Origin of the sequence: Roseovarius sp. CH_XMU1461 (assembly GCF_037027165.1) — a bacterium.
GTDB classification, from domain to species: Bacteria; Pseudomonadota; Alphaproteobacteria; order Rhodobacterales; family Rhodobacteraceae; genus Roseovarius; species Roseovarius nubinhibens.
Genome location: NZ_JAYMDV010000001.1, coordinates 350,509 through 365,096 on the forward strand (window position 1 = coordinate 350,509; position 14,588 = coordinate 365,096).

The window sequence follows — 14,588 nt, forward strand, 5'->3', positions numbered from 1 at the left end:
CGCCCGAGGCGCCTGAGATCATCTGGGTCCTGCCGCGTCCGACACCGCCCGCAGAGGCCCCCTATACCGACTTCTGCCAGCGCCGGGGCAAGTTCGGGCCGAAACGCCCCTCGCCCTTCTTCGCGCCAGGTCACGCCGATGACAATCTGGCGATCTACCCGTTCAACAACGCGGGTGTGCAGGTCTTTGACATCTCGGCCCCGAAAAACGCCGAGATCGTGGCCTATTTCACTTCGCCGATGACCGATGACCTCGACGACCCGCGCTCCTACATCACCCCGGTCGAGAGCGTCTTTGTCGAATGGGACCGCCACCTGATCTGGGTGATGGCCAATTCGGGCATGTATCTGCTGACCTCCGACGCGCTCGGCACGCCACAGTTCGACCTCGCCGGGATCGCCGGCAACTGATCCCACACCGTGAGCGGCCTCACCGCCGCTCACGGGTTGTCACGCAGAAGGCTTGACTTATTGCCGCCAATCCCCCACATGGGGCCTGTGCTGCGCTGCCGCGTGAGTATGCCGCGCCCCGAGATCGGGCGCATCAGCACATCTTCTCCAGTTCCCATTCACGCAGGGTTCTCTTGGCCATGGCCGGGTGCCGCGGGATAAGCCTGCGCATTCGAGGTCACGGTTCACCCTGTCGCGTGGCGCATGAAGCGTGGCGCGAAACTTGCTCCTGCGGGCCGTTGGCGTCGTGGTGGGCGCTATAAAGGAATAAACTTGTTCGATTTTGACATGCTCGGTCTCGCACCGGCCCTTAATGAGGCGCTGACGCGCGCCGGTTTCTCTGAACCCACTCCGATCCAGAACCAAGCGATCCCGCTTGCGCTCGAAGGTCACGACATTCTCGGCCTCGCCCAGACCGGCACCGGCAAGACGCTGGCCTTTGGCTTGCCGCTGATCAACCACCTGCTCGCAGAGCCCGGCAAACCGGCGCCGAAAACCGCCAAGGCGCTGATCCTCGCGCCGACCCGCGAACTGGTCAACCAGATCGCCGACAGCCTGCGCAACCTCACCGACGGCACCAAGCTGCGCGTCGCCACTGTCGTGGGCGGCCAGTCGATCAACCGTCAGATCACCTTCCTCGCCCGTGGCACCGACATTCTCGTCGCCACCCCGGGCCGTCTCATCGACCTGATGGACCGTCGCGCCGTCGATCTCGGCTCGGTGCGCCACCTGGTGCTCGACGAGGCCGACCAGATGCTCGACCTCGGCTTCATCCACGCCCTGCGCAAGATCGCGCCGCGCCTCGGCACCCCGCGTCAGACAATGCTGTTCTCGGCCACCATGCCTAAACAGATGGAAGAGCTGAGCCGTGCCTATCTCGAAAACCCGCGCAAGGCGCAGGTTTCGCCCCCGGGCAAGGCCGCCGACAAGATCACCCAATCGGTGCATTTTCTCGAAAAACCCGCCAAACCGTCGAAACTGCGCGAGATTCTGTCGCGCGACATGGGCGCGCTGACACTGGTCTTTTCGCGCACCAAACATGGCGCGGAAAAGCTGATGAAAGGTCTCGTGGCCGACGGCTATAACGCCGCCTCGATCCATGGCAACAAGAGCCAGGGCCAGCGCGACCGCGCCATCAAGGCCTTCCGCGCGGGCGAGATCAACGTGCTGGTGGCGACCGATGTTGCGGCCCGCGGCATCGACATCCCCGGCGTCGCCTATGTCATCAACTACGACCTGCCCGACGTGCCCGACAATTACGTGCACCGCATCGGCCGCACCGCCCGTGCCGGCCGCGAAGGCGAGGCGATTGCCTTTTGCTCCTCGGAAGAGGCCGATCTCCTGCGCCAAATTCAGCGCCTGATGAAAATCGACATCCCCGTCGCCAGCGGCACCCTGCCGCAAGGCGCGGCCGATGAGGCGCGGGGCGCGAAACCCGGTGGCAATCGCCGTCGTGGCGGTCGTGGCGGCCCTCCTGCCGCCAACCGTGGCGGCAAACCCGCCCATGCCAAGCCCGGCGGCCAGTCCAAGGGCCGACGCCCTCGCCGCCGCAGCGCCGCTGCCAGCTAAGCAACAGCTCGGCTACAAAAGAAAGACCCGGCCGCCCTCGCGACCGGGTCTTTTCTTTCGTCAAATCAATAGGATCAGGCGGCGCTGACCGCGTTTTGTTCGAGATCGCGACTGTCCATCCGGGCAATCGCCGCCTTGGACGCGCGGCAAAAGTTGAGCTTCGGCGTCGGGTTGATCTTGAGCGCCGACCCCATCACCAGATCGACCGGCACATCCTGCACAAAGCCCGATGTCTCCACCAGTTTCCGCAGCGTCAAAAGCAGCGCATCTTCCATCTTGGTCAGGTTCCGCGTCGGCGCATGATGCGACGAGCACAGGAACACGCCATTGCCCATATGGGTCATGAACACCTGTTCGGGCGCAAATTCCTCGCTGATCGCCCTAGCGAACATCTTGAGGAACTCGAGGAACTCATCCGAGCTGGTGAGCTCGAACACCCGCGAGATATACTGTGCCTTGATGGCGGTCAGATGGATCTTGGCCTTGTCCTCGCGCGCCGCCTGTTCGAGGTAATTGCGGAAAACCGGCAGCGCCAAGAGATTGTCGCCGCTCACATGTTGCTCTTCATCGACCATCACCGGCGGCATGTCCTTGGACTTGCGCACGCTGGCACGGCCCACGGCGGGCTGACCGACACTGTTTTGCAGCGCGAGATAGCTGTCGAGCGCGGCACGACGTTCCTGCACCAGCGCATGGGCGACACGGATCCGGGTCACCACTTCGACAAAGGCAAAGGGCTTGGTCACATAATCGGTGGCGCCGGCGGCAAAGGCGCGTTCGACGACCGCTTGCTCCATATGTTTGGTGATCATCAGGATCGGCGCGTTGCGATAGCGGTCGAGACGGCGAATATCGGCACAGAGCTCGATCCCGTCACGCTCAGGCATATCAATGTCGAGCAGCACGCAATCATAGGCGATCGACGTCTCGCGCAGCATGTCAAAGGCACGTTTGGCAGAGGTCTCCAGCGTCACATGCTCATGCCCCGCCTGCGCCAGGCATTCGCCCAGAATATCAAGTGCTATTGGATCATCGTCGACTGCCAGGATTTTCATGATGCCACCTTCGTACACAGCTCGTTTCTCTCAAGGATCATCACCGCCAGAGGTGGTGCGCCCTTCTCCCATAGATTGTTAAGCATAAACTTTGTCGAAATTAAGGAGCGTAACTTTCCGAACTCTGAGCAGGCGTATTTTCGCCAGTCGTGACATTTCCCGCCCCTCCCGCCAAAGAACGGTCGCTTTTGGCGGCCAAGCGGCCAACACCCCCCGGTTGCCGATCTTCTTCTGACCAATTCGCGTCGCGATCCTGCCCCATTGATAAATTTATCCTTTTAATCCAATGGGATAGATTTTGACGCATTTTTTCGGATTTTTTTCACGATGCCAGCAAAAAGCCAAACTCGCTTTTTATACATCTCTAAGATGAGTAAGTGAAACCATGCCTTGGGAGGCACAACATGCGTATCTTGTTGGTCGACGACGATCCGATTTTTACCGAGTTGCTGCTCGCGCATTTGGGGCATCAAGGCCTGACCGATGTGGAAACCGCCACCTCGGCCCATGCCGCTTTGCAACTGGCGGATCAGGCGCGGCTTCCCTATGAATGCCTACTGCTCGACATTCAGATGCAAGGCATGGACGGGATCGAGCTCTGCGCCGAGATGCGCCGCCGCGACGACTATCGCAACGTGCCGATCATCATGATCACCTCGGGCGACCCGGCCCGATATATGAATAATGCCTTCGCGGCCGGCGCTACCGATTTCATGCAAAAGCCACTCAACGTGCCGGAACTCATCGGGCGCATGAATATGGCAATGATGCTGGTTGACTCCTTGAAAAAGGAACGGATGAGCCGCGAAACCATCCGCGAGATGGTGAATCGCCCTTCCGCGCACGACCAGTTCGACCCGTCCGAGCGGTTCACCTTCTCCGAAGTCTCCGGCATGGTCGATTTCTTTCAGCTCGAAAACCGCATCCTACGAATGCAGAGCGGCCTCTACGCGCTGAGCCTCTTCCGCATTCAGGTGCAGGATTTCGGCACCCTCGGGCGCTATTCTGACCGCAGCGAGATGCAACAGCTCCTGCATGCCATGAGCACAGTCATCACCCATTCGGTGAATGAGAAGAACCTGCTCATCTCCTATCTGGGCCATGGCCGGTTTGCGATCTGCGTGCTGGGCCGGACCCCGATCGTCCTGCCGCTGCTGCAACTTAAACTTGCCGAAAACATCGAAGCGGTGAGCGACCTGATCCCCGATCTCGGCGGCCGCAAGGTCACGCTCAAGGTCTCGGCTCTGTCGTCGCGCCGCATCCTGTCGACCCAGGCCGCGCTCGACCTGCTCGAACAAGAGATGCAGTCCGTCAGCGTGCTCGCCGACACCGAGCTGCCGCGCGTCGAGGCGATCGAGGAAAACATCTTCCGCAAGGCCAAGCTTCTGGGCGAACGGCCCCGGCCTTTGCTTCTGGGGTGATCAGGCGCTGTGGCGCAGAGCGGGCTGTTGCCGGTCCTTGTAGGGCTGCACCACATTCATCAGCGCCGCCTGCGTCCGGTCGCCCGCGATATTCATCTCGGGCCCGAGCGGCGTCGCCGTCATTCCGATGCGCTTCATCCATCGGCTGAAAACCGCCGGAACAATGCCGATCACCGCCTCTGCGCCCAGCGCACGGGCCGAGGCCGCCATATATTCGAGCAGGATCTTCTGCACCAAAAGCCGCCGTTTGCCATCCACCGAGGGCGCCACAAAGAGCCGCGTTGCCTCCCAGATGTCATCCCGGCAAGGTGCCTCGACAAACAGCACATCCGCCGGAATATTCTCCAACAGCCCGCGCTGCGCGTCGCGCAACATATAGGTGTATTGCCCGCATTGCGCCGTGGTTGGCGTAAGCCGCATTCCGGCAAGAATACGACCGTATTCATGGATCACCACCCAGCGGCTCAACGGCGTGTCATATTGGTCGAATTCCATCCCCTCGGACTGCGGCAATTCCCAGCCTTTCATGTCTATAAAGACTTCGCGCCGCACCTTGAGATAGTTGACGAACAGGTTGCCATGCTGGTGAAGGTTCGCAAAAGACAAGGTAGTGCCTTGAATCTCCGAACTCAATTCATGCGTCGGCAGGATAAACTCGGGCTCTGCCTTCGGGGTTTTCGGCGGCTCTGCACGAAACCGGAACGGTGTCAGATCCTCCTGAGGCACAAGTTCGGGGAACCGGGAAGGTGCCGGTCGCATCCGTGTATGCCGTGAAAACAAGCCCATAGTTTTTCGCCTTGGTGATTACGATTCGATAAAATCACAGGTTGAATCTAAACGCCACAGTTTTGCCTCACAAATGCGGTAAACAGGATATATTGAGTTGGTACAAATGCCTATTAGATAATCACCAACGCGGAGTTGGCCTCAATAATTGGCCCATCTGTGCGTTTAAAAGCGGTAGCGTTTAATGGATTTTGCGTCCTTCAACTGGTCGAAACGGCGAGACACACGGTCGATCTTTCTCCTGACCTCTCAGATGAAAGACTACGCCCGCGTTGGCACCTCGCTGTTCTGGCAGCGCCAGATGATCTATGCCGCCGCCCTGGGGCTCGAGGCCTATTATTACAGCTGGCAACTGGCTCTTTTGAACCTCGCGTTGATGATCATCTCCGAGATCTACGACTTCGCCTGCTTCCGCAAAGTGCTGCGGATGAACGCCCGCGATATCAAATCCGCCCGCAAATATATCAAGCTGATTTACCTCGGCACCGCCATCAGCGCGGCCAATATTTGCATCTATGCTTTAACGGTCGCGATTCTCCAGGGGCACACCACCCACTTCCTGTCGATGTTCATGCTCTTCGCCGCAGCACTCTTTGCCTCGATGAACAACCACCAGTTGATTCCGATCCTGATCTTTCGACTGGCCATCTATGGCGCGACCTTCCTCTTCATCCCGATCTACGACATCTGGGCGACCAATGCCCCGGTGACCTCGGATCTCTGGATGCAGCTCTTCACCAGCCTCTTCGTGATGTTCTTCATCATCGACTGTAGCCGCGTCTCCTCCGGCCTTTACCGGCGTACCCTGCAACAGATGGCCGATTTGCAGACAGAGCACGAAAAGACAAAAGAGGCCTCCGCCGCGAAATCCGAATTCCTCGCCACGGTGAGCCATGAACTGCGCACTCCGCTGACCTCGATCAAGGGCTCGCTCGATCTGATCGCGGCCCGCGCGCTCGGCGAAATCCCCCCCAAGATGGAGCCGATCCTGACCATCGCACAGCGCAATTCGACCCGGCTCAACGCGCTGATCAACGATCTTCTCGACCTCCAGAAAATGGAGGCCGGGCGCATGGACTACTTCATGGAAGAGCTGAACGCAGCCGAGTTCCTCGAACAATCCATCGCCACCAACGAACCCTTTGCCCAGCGCTTCGACGTCACCTTCGAACTCGAACCGACGCCGGCCAACCTCTTCATCACCTGCGACGCGAGCCGCCTCGACCAGGTGCTGTCGAACATCCTGTCGAACGCGGCCAAATTCTCAGAAACCGGCAGCACCGTCTCGATCCGCAGCGATGTCGTGGGCCAGATGCTCCGGGTGAGCGTGATCGACCGCGGCGTCGGCCTGCCCGAGAACGTCAAGCAAAAGGTCTTCGACGAATTCAGCCAGCTCGATTCCTCGGACAAGCGCAAGGTCGGCGGCACCGGCCTCGGCATGAACATCTCCAAGCGCATCATGGAAGCCCATGACGGCCGCATCGATTATGTCAAAAATGAGGGCCCGGGCACGACCTTCTTCATCGAACTGCCCCTGGCAAATGTGGGCAAATCGGCCGAGATGCCCCTGGCACGCGGACGCAACCTCCGCTTGAGCGCCTGACACCCAACTCTCCTAAAACTCCCCTGTCTTTGAATGACTACGGTTCGGCCACAGTTTCGCCGAACTCCTATGGGAATCATTAGTGTAGTAACTGGTGTTCTTTGGATGACGTGGAACTCTCCGATAAAAGGCAAAAAAACTATGAGAATTCTCGCGGTAGATGATGACCCAATCATCCTGACGCTCCTTGTCGAGGTGCTTCGGGCTGCAGGCTTTACCAACGTCGTGACCGCCGAGTCCGGCGCCGATGCGCTGCGCGCCATCAACACGACGAACACGGCCTTCGACTGTTTCCTGCTCGACATCCAGATGCCCGAAATGGACGGCATCGAGCTGGTGCAAAAGATCCGCGGCTACAAAGCCTATGAGGCAACGCCGGTTCTGATGATCACCGCCATGTCGCAGCGCAAATATATCGACGCGGCCTTCGCGGCTGGCGCAAGCGACTATATCACCAAACCCTTCGAGATCGGCGAAGTCCACGCGCGGCTGCGCCTCGTGTCGTCGCTGGCCGAAACCCGCCGCGCCGGGGGCATCCCCGAACATCACGAAGAGATCGCCACCGATCGCCCCGTCGATCTGGCGCGCCGCGTGAAACTGCATGATGTCGATGGGTTCATCGATTATCTGGCGATGGAAAACTATCTGCTGCAGGTGTCGCGGATCTCGCTCATCGGCATGCGGACCTTTGGCGTCATCATCCCCGAGATGAAGCGCGTCCTGGCTCATTCGACCCCCTATGAATACGAATCCGTGGTCGCCGATATGGCCGAAGCCATCTCTGACACGCTCAAGCCGCAATCCTTCTTTGCGGCCCATGCGGGCGGCGGCGAATTCATCTGCGTTCTGCTGAACTGCAACTCTTTCGACGGCGATGATTTCAATCACCGCCTGAACGAGACGATCACCGAAATGGATCTCCATTACAGCAACGGCGCACCGATGTCGCTCCGCGCCGTGGTGGGGGATGATTTCTCGCTCAAGCTCAAATCGCCCAAAGGCGTGTCGCAAACCCTCGTGCAGGCGCTCGCCGCCGCCGAAATGGTCGAACGGCAGCCGCAGCGCAAAGAGCCGCAGAAATCCTCGCTATTACAATTGTTCGGCTTCGGTTAACCTCTCCGAAAAAGACCCGGAGGACAGGTTGCTGATGCAGGCACAAGACGCGTTTTCCGCGGGGTTGCAAAAGGTGCGATCCCGCTTCCTCGAACAATTGCCGGAACAATCCGCGATGATCCGGGACATCTGGGCGCAGGTTCAAACTGCCCCGGACAAGCCCTCGCCGATCCTGCCCGATATCGGGCGCATCGCGCATCGCATCGCCGGCACCGCCGCCACATTGGACTTTCCCGAACTGGGCCGCCTTGCTGCCACGCTCGAAGATGCGGTGACCGAGGCCCATGATCGCCCCGGCGGCATTGCCGCGCTCACCGCGCCGGTCACCGCCATGTTGCAGGAAATGGCCCGCGCCGCAGAGACCGAGACCGGGACCAATACCGGAGCGCACACGGAAACGGGGCAGGCCTGACCGGCCTGCCCCGCTGATCCGCGCGCTGGGCGCAGTATTACCCGGCTTTCTGCCAGTTGTATTTTTCGTTCACCTTGTCCACCGGCGTTTTCGCCAGGTGGTTGGTGTAGTTCGACATGATCTTCTGGCTATAGCCGAGGATCACTTCGAGAACCTGCTGCTTGGTGAACCCCGCATCGAGGAATGTCTGCACGGTCGCATCGTCGAGGAAGCCACGCTCGCGCACCAGCGCCAGGGTGAAATCGCGCAGCGCCTCAAGACGGGCGTTGGGCAGCGGCGTCTCATTGCGCAGCGCTTCGGTGATCTCGGCATCGACGCCCATCATATTCGCGATGGCGGTATGGCCGGGCACGCAATAGTGGCATTCGTTCTCGACGTTGATCGCCTGCCAGACGACGGTCATCTCGTCCTTGTCAAAGCTCGAGTTGACGAAGAGCTCATGCAACTTCTGGTAGCCTTCCAAGAGGCCCGGCGCTTCGGCCATTACCGCATGCAGACCGGGAACCCGGCCAAAGGCGGCTTTGGATTTCGCCAGAAGCGGCTTGGAGGCGTCGGGGGCGGTGGTTTCGTCGTGCAGGGTAAATTCAGTCATGTCAGAGGCTCCTCATCTGTGCCTTGGGTGATTGTCTCCCCCGTCATGTGCCTATTTTTGAGTGATCACTCAAGTCTATTTTTGAGTGATCACTCAAATGTGAGCTGAAAGCCGCAAATCGGCCAAGACAAACCCCGTCAGGCTGGCTATGGTGCGTCCCCAAAGCCGGAAAACCGGCACCGTCGGGTTACCGACGCAATACCGACATGTTACCGACCGGCGAAAATTATGGCACGTTCCCCCTCTTACAACCGCGACGCGGCGCTCGACACGGCGCTCGATCTGTTCTGGAAGAAGGGCTATCACGCCACCTCGCTCAAGGATCTCGAGGCCGCGCTCGCCATGAAACCGGGCAGTATCTACGCCGCTTTCACCAGCAAGGAGGCGCTCTATCTCGCCGCGCTGGAACGCTATTTCACCCGCAACCGCGCCGCGCTCCAGACCTTGTTTTCCGAGGCTGACGCGCCCCTGAAGGCCCTGGCCGACCATCTCCGCGCCACCGCCCAGAGCCGCCGCCCCACCGCCCCGAGCCAAGCCTGCATGCTGGTCAAAACCATCCTCAGCGCCACCGCCGACGACAGCGCCCTCGCCCAGGCGGCCCAAGGCTACATGACTGAAATGTCAGGTGTTTTTGCTGCAGCCTTTGACCGCGCCCGGGACTTGGGCGCGCTCCCGCGCGAGGCCGACACCGCCCGCCTCGCCCGCCGCTATCAGGCCAATCTCACCGCGCTTCGCATCGAAGCCGAGAGCGGCACCGACCCCCAGGCCCTCGCCGATCTGGCCGAAGACATGGCCCGCGACATCGAGGCCCTCGCCCAACCCGCCTGAGCCTATTGCTCGGCCCCGTCATCCTTGACGGCAAAGGGTTTGAGCCCCTCGTGCAGCTTGTCGAGAAACAGCTTGGCCGCGATACCCAAGGGCTGCCCGCGATGGGTGATCACCACCATATCGTGATAGATCGGCGGATGAAATTTGCGCCAGACCACCCCATCCTTGAGATCCGCCTTGCCATTCACCGGATCGATGATCGACACATCCCCCCCGGCCGCCACCATATTGCGCGCAAGCGCATAAAAATAACTGGTACAGCTGCGTTCATAGACCGCATCGGCCCGCACCATCTGGTCCTCGAATTGCCGGTCGACACTATGGTCCCCGGTCACCCCGATCACCCGCCGCCCGCTCAAAAGCTGCGGCGTGATCACCTCATGGCTGGTCAGCGGATCGTCCTTGGTCATCACACAGACGCATTCCATCCGCATCTGCTCACCCTCGAGCCCCGCCACCGGCATCGGCGCGTCGATCAGCCCGATGTCGACCTGACGGCTCGCCACCATCGACGCCACCCTCCGCGACGACCGCACATGAAGGTTGGTCCGGATACCGGGGTTTTCCTTCTGAAACTCGGCAATGACGCGCGGCAACATATTGACCGACATCGCCCCGTTGGTGGCCACCGAAATCGCCCCCGCCGACCCGGCCCGGATTTCATCCGCCCGTTGATCGATCCGGGTCAGCGCCGCCAGCCCGTGACGGACCTCTTCGCGCAGCAAGACCGCTTCGCGTGTTGGCGCAAAGAAGCCCCGATCCCGGTGAAACAGTTTCATTCCAAACTCTTCTTCGAGCTTGCCTAAGGCCACGCTAACGGCGGGTTGAGAGAGGTTGAGGCGCAGCGCCGCTCGGGACACGGACCCGGCTTCGAACAGGGCGTTGAACACTTCGAGGTGGCGTATCTTCAATCGCATAAGGCTTCCTAGCAAACAGTATTAATAAATCGAATGGAGGTATTTTCTATATTCAATTGCCTAATCAATGGTTCATTTCTAACACTGAGTCGCACCGGCTGCGACCCAAACGTAACTGCTGCCACTATTTCAAAATTTAACAAGATACTAGGAGAGCCCGGTTGGCGACGACAATGAAAATCTCGTGTAACGGATCCGTGTGGGCTCAATCCTGGACCGACCGCCCCTATTGGATTGATGGCGAAACGGCCCTGCCAGACATGGCCGAACGGCCTGATACACAGGCCGATGTGGTGATTATCGGCGCGGGCTACACCGGGCTCAACGCGGCGATTGAGACGGCGCAAGCGGGACGTAAAACCATCGTGATCGACGCCCAAGACGCGGGCTATGGCTGTAGCACCCGCAATGGCGGACAGATCAGCACCAGCATCAAACCCTCGCTCGCCAAGCTCAGCGCCCGGTTCGGCCCAGAGCGTGGCCGCGCCATCCGCCGCGAAGGTGAAACCGCGCTGCAATGGATCGAGGACCGCATCGGCAGCATCGGCATCGACTGCGATTTCGACCGCCCCGGCCGCTTCCACGCCGCCCACACCCCACAAGCCTATGATCAAATCGCTCGCGAAGCCGAACAGCTCGGACGCGAAGAAGGGATCGAGGCCCGCGCCATCCCTGCCGCCGAGCAGCACGCCTATCTCGGCAGTGACGCCTATTTCGGCGGGGTCCTCTTTCCCAATCACGCCTCGATCCATCCCGGCAAATATCATCGCGGGCTGCTCCGCGCGGCGCTGGCAGCGGGGGCAAGTCTCGTGCCGCATTGCGCCGCCACCGGGATCACCCGGGTGGCGGGCGGCTTTGAAGTGCAGACCGAAAAGGGCAAGATCCACGCCCGCGATGTGATCGTGGCAACCAATGGCTATACCGGCGCGGCAAGCCCCTGGATGCAGCGTCGGGTCATCCCCATCGGCAGCTATGTGATCGCCACCGAACCGCTGCCCGCCGAGCTGATGGACCGGCTTTTTCCGCAAAACCGCATCGCCAGCGACACCTGCAAGGTGGTCTATTACTACCGCCCCTTGCCGGACCGGACCCGCGTCCTCTTTGGTGGGCGCGTCTCGGCGAGCGAGACCGACCCGGCGGTCAGCGGCCCCAAGCTCTACCGCGACATGTGCCGCATTTTCCCTGAACTTTCGGCCTATCGCCTGACCCATAGCTGGGTCGGCATGGTGGCCTATACGTTCGACGAGCTGGCTCATACCGGCACCCATGACGGGGTGCATTATGCCATGGGCTACTGCGGCTCGGGCGTGTCCATGGCCAGCTATCTCGGCATGCGCATGGGGCAAAAGGTGCTCGGCCTCGCGGAGGGAGAGACCGCGTTCGACAACCTGCCCTTCCCGACCCGCCCGCTCTATGCGGGCAAGCCCTGGTTCCTGCCGCCGATGGTGGCCTGGTACCGTTGGCGGGACCGGATGGAATATGGCCGCGCCCAGCGCACGCTCGGCCAATCCTAGAGACAACCGGCGCGGATCATCGCCACCGCGCCGGGACAATCCATAGCAAGGCGAGACCCCCAAGGCCCAAAGGGCCGGGGCAAACCGAAAAGCAAGGGAGTGCTCAGAATGACGAAACATATCAAAACCACTTTGGCGCTGGGCCTGATGGCCAGCACCGCCCTGACCGGCGCGGCACTGGCGCAGGACAAGACCGTGACCATCGCGTCCTGGGGCGGATCCTATCAGGAGGCGCAGAGCAAGGCGCTCTTTGAACCGGCCGCAGAGAACACCGGCATCGAGGTCAAACAGGAAACCTATGGCGGCATGTCCGATGTGCGACTGCAGGTCTCGTCAGGTCAGGTGACGCTCGACATCGTCGCCAGCGGCTCTGGCTCGGCCTCGCGCGCGGCGGCCGAAGGGCTTCTTGAGCCGCTCGATTACGATGTGATCGACGTCTCGACCTTCTACCCCGGTCTCTATTCCGACTATTGCATCGGCGGCGATGTGTTCTCGGTCGTGGCCGCCTGGAACACCGACACCTATGGCGATGCCGGCCCGCAGAACTGGGCCGATTTCTTTGACACCGAGAAATTCCCCGGCACCCGCGCCTATCGCGGCACGGTTTCTGGCGCGCTCGAACCGGCGTTGATGGCCGATGGGGTCGCGCCCGAGGACGTCTATGAGGTGCTGAGCTCGGAAGATGGGATCGAACGCGCGCTCGACAAGATCCGCGAGCTGAAACCCCATATCGCGGTATTCTGGTCCTCTGGCGCGCAGCACGCGCAGCTCATGAAAGACGGCGAAGTCGACATGACCACCGGCTGGAACGGGCGGTTTGACAACGCGGCCAAGGATGGCGGCAAGGTGTCTTATACGTTCAATCAGGCGCTTTTGGACTATGATTGCTTTGCGATCCCGAAAGGCGCGCCCAACAAGGACACCGCGATGGAGTTTCTCGCCGAGATTTCCAAGGCGGAATACCAAGACGACCTGCCGAAATACATCACCTACGGCCCGACCAACAAGGCCGCCTATGAGACAGGCGAGATCAGCGCCGAGGTGGCTGCCTCCCTGCCCTCCTCGCCCGAGAACGCGGCCAAACAGCTTCCGATCTCGCTCGACTGGTATGCCGAGTGGGAACAGGTGGCCGCTGAGATGTATCAGGAAATGCTGACCGAGTGAGCCACGGCCATGGCAGCACGGACAGGCGGGCGGCCCCAGCGCCGCCCGCTGCGACTGACAGGAAGGGACAGGATGAGTAGCCAAGTGACCCAGGAGGCGCTGCCGATCACGGTGCGCAACGTGACCAAGACCTATGGCCGTGTCCATGCGCTGGACGATGTGTCTCTCGATGTAAAAAGTAGTGAGTTTCTGACACTTCTGGGCCCTTCCGGGTCCGGCAAGACGACGCTTCTGATGGTGCTCGCGGGCTTTACCCGCCCCGATCAGGGCAGTCTCAAATTCGGCGACCGCGAGATGATCCGCACCCCGCCGCATCTGCGCGATGTCGGCATGGTGTTTCAAAACTACGCGCTTTTCCCGCATATGACCGTGGCGGGCAACGTCGCCTATCCGCTCAAGCTCCGCCGCACCCCGAAGGCCGAGATCGCCGAACGGGTCGAGAGCGCGCTCGAGACCGTGCAGCTTGGCGGCTATGGCGAACGTCGCATCGATCAGCTCTCGGGCGGGCAACGGCAGCGCGTCGCGCTTGCACGCTCCATCGTGTTCGAACCGCGCATCCTTCTGATGGATGAACCGCAGTCGGCGCTCGACAAGAAACTGCGCGACCGGATGCAGATCGAACTGCGTCACCTCCATGAAAAGCTTGGTATGACAACGGTTTACGTGACCCATGACCAGCGCGAGGCGCTGACCATGTCGGACCGGATCGCGGTGGTCAATCATGGCCGCATCATGCAGCTCGCCGATCCCCAATCGCTCTATGAGCATCCGGAAAACAAATTCGTGGCCGATTTCATCGGCGACAGCACCTTCTTGCCGGTGCATCGCGAGGGCAGCAGCATCGTCGCCGGCGGCACCGATCTTACCGTCACCCGCCCCGTGCCTGACGCCGAGAAACATCTCCTGATGCTGCGCCCCGAACGCGTACGGCTCTTGACCGGCCCGGCCCCCGAGGGCGTCAACGCCTTCGAGGCGACGGTCACCGATCTGGTCTATCAGGGCGAAAGCTATCTGCTCTATGCGAGGCTGCGTGATGGCACCGAGATCGCCGTGCGCGGCGCGATCCGCAGCGAGACCTTTGCCGAATTGCCGAAACCCGGGGCTACCGCACAGCTCGGGCTCGACGCCGCCGACACCGTTCTCATTGCCGATACGGAGGGCTGAG

The 14,588-nt window shown here is 60.9% G+C and carries 14 protein-coding genes; 10 read left to right on the forward strand and 4 right to left on the reverse strand.

What is annotated here, in order from left to right:
* The first annotated feature begins 176 nt into the window (after positions 1-176).
* Both WA237_RS01715 and WA237_RS01720 read left to right on the forward strand, forming a co-directional pair.
* Positions 177-410: a hypothetical protein gene (locus tag WA237_RS01715; RefSeq protein ID WP_336096434.1), complete on the forward strand. Its 234-nt coding sequence runs from the start codon at positions 177-179 to the stop codon at positions 408-410.
* Positions 411-722: 312 nt separating this feature from the next.
* Positions 723-2,018, forward strand: coding sequence for a DEAD/DEAH box helicase (locus WA237_RS01720; RefSeq protein ID WP_336096435.1), 1,296 nt, complete (start codon positions 723-725; stop codon positions 2,016-2,018).
* 74 nt (positions 2,019-2,092) lie between these two features.
* Here the strand turns inward: WA237_RS01720 and WA237_RS01725 are convergent, their stop codons facing one another.
* Positions 2,093-3,073, reverse strand: coding sequence for a response regulator (locus WA237_RS01725; protein WP_336096436.1), 981 nt, complete (start codon positions 3,071-3,073; stop codon positions 2,093-2,095).
* Positions 3,074-3,477: 404 nt separating this feature from the next.
* On the opposite strand from WA237_RS01725, the gene WA237_RS01730 reads away from it, so the two are divergent.
* Positions 3,478-4,494, forward strand: a complete 1,017-nt coding sequence (locus WA237_RS01730) for a response regulator (RefSeq protein WP_336096437.1) — start codon at positions 3,478-3,480, stop codon at positions 4,492-4,494.
* Here the strand turns inward: WA237_RS01730 and WA237_RS01735 are convergent, their stop codons facing one another.
* On the reverse strand, positions 4,495-5,100 hold the full coding sequence (locus WA237_RS01735) for an acyl-homoserine-lactone synthase (protein WP_009812775.1): 606 nt from the start codon (positions 5,098-5,100) through the stop codon (positions 4,495-4,497).
* 364 nt (positions 5,101-5,464) lie between these two features.
* On the opposite strand from WA237_RS01735, the gene WA237_RS01740 reads away from it, so the two are divergent.
* The 3 genes from WA237_RS01740 to WA237_RS01750 all read left to right on the forward strand — a co-directional run bounded on the left by WA237_RS01740 (position 5,465) and on the right by WA237_RS01750 (position 8,408).
* Complete coding sequence (locus WA237_RS01740; RefSeq protein ID WP_336096438.1) at positions 5,465-6,883, forward strand: sensor histidine kinase; 1,419 nt, start codon at positions 5,465-5,467, stop codon at positions 6,881-6,883.
* A gap of 141 nt (positions 6,884-7,024) precedes the next feature.
* Entirely contained in the window at positions 7,025-7,996 is a 972-nt protein-coding gene (locus WA237_RS01745; protein ID WP_336096439.1) for a response regulator transcription factor, read from the forward strand.
* Between the two features lie 34 nt (positions 7,997-8,030).
* Positions 8,031-8,408 carry an Hpt domain-containing protein gene (locus WA237_RS01750; protein WP_336096440.1) on the forward strand — a complete coding sequence of 126 codons (378 nt, stop codon included), beginning with the start codon at positions 8,031-8,033 and terminating at the stop codon, positions 8,406-8,408.
* 37 nt (positions 8,409-8,445) lie between these two features.
* Here the strand turns inward: WA237_RS01750 and WA237_RS01755 are convergent, their stop codons facing one another.
* Positions 8,446-9,000: a carboxymuconolactone decarboxylase family protein gene (locus WA237_RS01755; RefSeq protein ID WP_009812779.1), complete on the reverse strand. Its 555-nt coding sequence runs from the start codon at positions 8,998-9,000 to the stop codon at positions 8,446-8,448.
* 228 nt (positions 9,001-9,228) lie between these two features.
* Here WA237_RS01755 and WA237_RS01760 point away from each other — a divergent pair, with 228 nt between their 5' ends.
* Positions 9,229-9,828, forward strand: a complete 600-nt coding sequence (locus WA237_RS01760; protein ID WP_336096441.1) for a TetR/AcrR family transcriptional regulator — start codon at positions 9,229-9,231, stop codon at positions 9,826-9,828.
* Positions 9,829-9,830: 2 nt separating this feature from the next.
* On the opposite strand, the gene WA237_RS01765 is transcribed toward WA237_RS01760, so the two are convergent.
* Entirely contained in the window at positions 9,831-10,745 is a 915-nt protein-coding gene (locus WA237_RS01765) for a LysR family transcriptional regulator (RefSeq protein WP_083780892.1), read from the reverse strand.
* A 173-nt stretch (positions 10,746-10,918) separates the two neighbouring features.
* Between WA237_RS01765 and WA237_RS01770 the strand changes: the two genes are divergently transcribed.
* The 3 genes from WA237_RS01770 (at position 10,919) to WA237_RS01780 (ending at position 14,587) form a co-directional block, all read left to right on the forward strand.
* Positions 10,919-12,259 (forward strand): NAD(P)/FAD-dependent oxidoreductase, encoded by a 1,341-nt coding sequence (locus tag WA237_RS01770; protein WP_442970233.1) that lies wholly within the window; start codon positions 10,919-10,921, stop codon positions 12,257-12,259.
* Positions 12,260-12,367: 108 nt separating this feature from the next.
* Positions 12,368-13,423, forward strand: coding sequence for an ABC transporter substrate-binding protein (locus tag WA237_RS01775; RefSeq protein ID WP_336096443.1), 1,056 nt, complete (start codon positions 12,368-12,370; stop codon positions 13,421-13,423).
* 72 nt (positions 13,424-13,495) lie between these two features.
* Positions 13,496-14,587 (forward strand): ABC transporter ATP-binding protein, encoded by a 1,092-nt coding sequence (locus tag WA237_RS01780; protein WP_336096444.1) that lies wholly within the window; start codon positions 13,496-13,498, stop codon positions 14,585-14,587.
* Position 14,588 lies beyond the last annotated feature (1 nt).

What these genes read in the sequence shown, in the direction of transcription:
- WA237_RS01760 (WP_336096441.1), top strand. Translation starts at nt 9,229, where the DNA reads ATGGCACGTTCCCCCTCTTACAACCGCGACGCGGCGCTCGACACGGCG.
- WA237_RS01750 (WP_336096440.1), top strand. Translation starts at nt 8,031, where the DNA reads ATGCAGGCACAAGACGCGTTTTCCGCGGGGTTGCAAAAGGTGCGATCC.
- WA237_RS01755 (WP_009812779.1), bottom strand. Translation starts at nt 9,000, where the DNA reads ATGACTGAATTTACCCTGCACGACGAAACCACCGCCCCCGACGCCTCC.
- WA237_RS01740 (WP_336096438.1), top strand. Translation starts at nt 5,465, where the DNA reads ATGGATTTTGCGTCCTTCAACTGGTCGAAACGGCGAGACACACGGTCG.
- WA237_RS01775 (WP_336096443.1), top strand. Translation starts at nt 12,368, where the DNA reads ATGACGAAACATATCAAAACCACTTTGGCGCTGGGCCTGATGGCCAGC.
- WA237_RS01770 (WP_442970233.1), top strand. Translation starts at nt 10,919, where the DNA reads ATGAAAATCTCGTGTAACGGATCCGTGTGGGCTCAATCCTGGACCGAC.
- WA237_RS01780 (WP_336096444.1), top strand. Translation starts at nt 13,496, where the DNA reads ATGAGTAGCCAAGTGACCCAGGAGGCGCTGCCGATCACGGTGCGCAAC.
- WA237_RS01745 (WP_336096439.1), top strand. Translation starts at nt 7,025, where the DNA reads ATGAGAATTCTCGCGGTAGATGATGACCCAATCATCCTGACGCTCCTT.
- WA237_RS01725 (WP_336096436.1), bottom strand. Translation starts at nt 3,073, where the DNA reads ATGAAAATCCTGGCAGTCGACGATGATCCAATAGCACTTGATATTCTG.
- WA237_RS01730 (WP_336096437.1), top strand. Translation starts at nt 3,478, where the DNA reads ATGCGTATCTTGTTGGTCGACGACGATCCGATTTTTACCGAGTTGCTG.
- WA237_RS01765 (WP_083780892.1), bottom strand. Translation starts at nt 10,745, where the DNA reads ATGCGATTGAAGATACGCCACCTCGAAGTGTTCAACGCCCTGTTCGAA.